This window comes from Halomonas sp. ATBC28 (assembly GCF_005937175.1).
In the GTDB taxonomy this organism is placed as follows: Bacteria; Pseudomonadota; Gammaproteobacteria; order Pseudomonadales; family Halomonadaceae; genus Vreelandella; species Vreelandella titanicae.
Window position 1 is genome coordinate 1 of record NZ_VCQL01000077.1, and the last position, 685, is coordinate 685.

At 34.3% G+C, this 685-nt stretch carries 1 protein-coding gene; it reads right to left on the minus strand.

All coding sequences use genetic code 11. The features are described 5' to 3' along the window. Nucleotides 1-685: DMT family transporter (locus E0L35_RS25380; RefSeq protein ID WP_138801723.1), on the minus strand; the 685-nt coding region annotated here is incomplete at both ends.

The following is a 685-nucleotide window of genomic DNA, read 5'->3' on the forward strand; positions in this document are numbered from 1 at the left end:
ATCCTACCCCCTGTAAGAATGTGAATTGTTCATCCAAAAACAACCATGACAAAAATAATGCAACTAGCGGAATAAAGTACAACATTATCCCTGCCAAATGAACTGGGAGCCAACGCAAGGAGTTCAAGTAAAAACAAAAAGCTAAAAAATATTGTAATATTCCAGATGAAAAAACAATAATCACGGATTCCAACGGAAGATAAATTGATGATTTAGATATAAAAATAAAGAGCGATGACAGTATAAGGGAGAATGTCAACTGTCCGCTCAATAATGTGATAGGCTCAAACGATTTAATAAGGCGAGACGATATAACAACATAAAATGCTGCCGATAACACACCGGCAACAACAAGACAATATCCAACAATATTATTCGATCCATTACTGATGTCTGGCAAGGCTACCAAAATACTGCCAACAATTGCACCTATAAGGAACAATATAAAATATTGCGGGGAATTAATTTTAACTGAGCAAATAAGAACAGACAACACCAATATAAACACTGATTCAAGTGAAAAAATAATTGATGCGCTTCCTGCTGAAATAAAATAAAGTCCGTAGAGTGTAAAAGTATACGCTAAGAATGGTTCAAAAACGCCTGTCGCATAAGCAAGTATCGCTTTTGAGTTTAATGGGAGTTTTTTTCTTTTTATAAAAAGAACTATCCAAGATAGTATTAC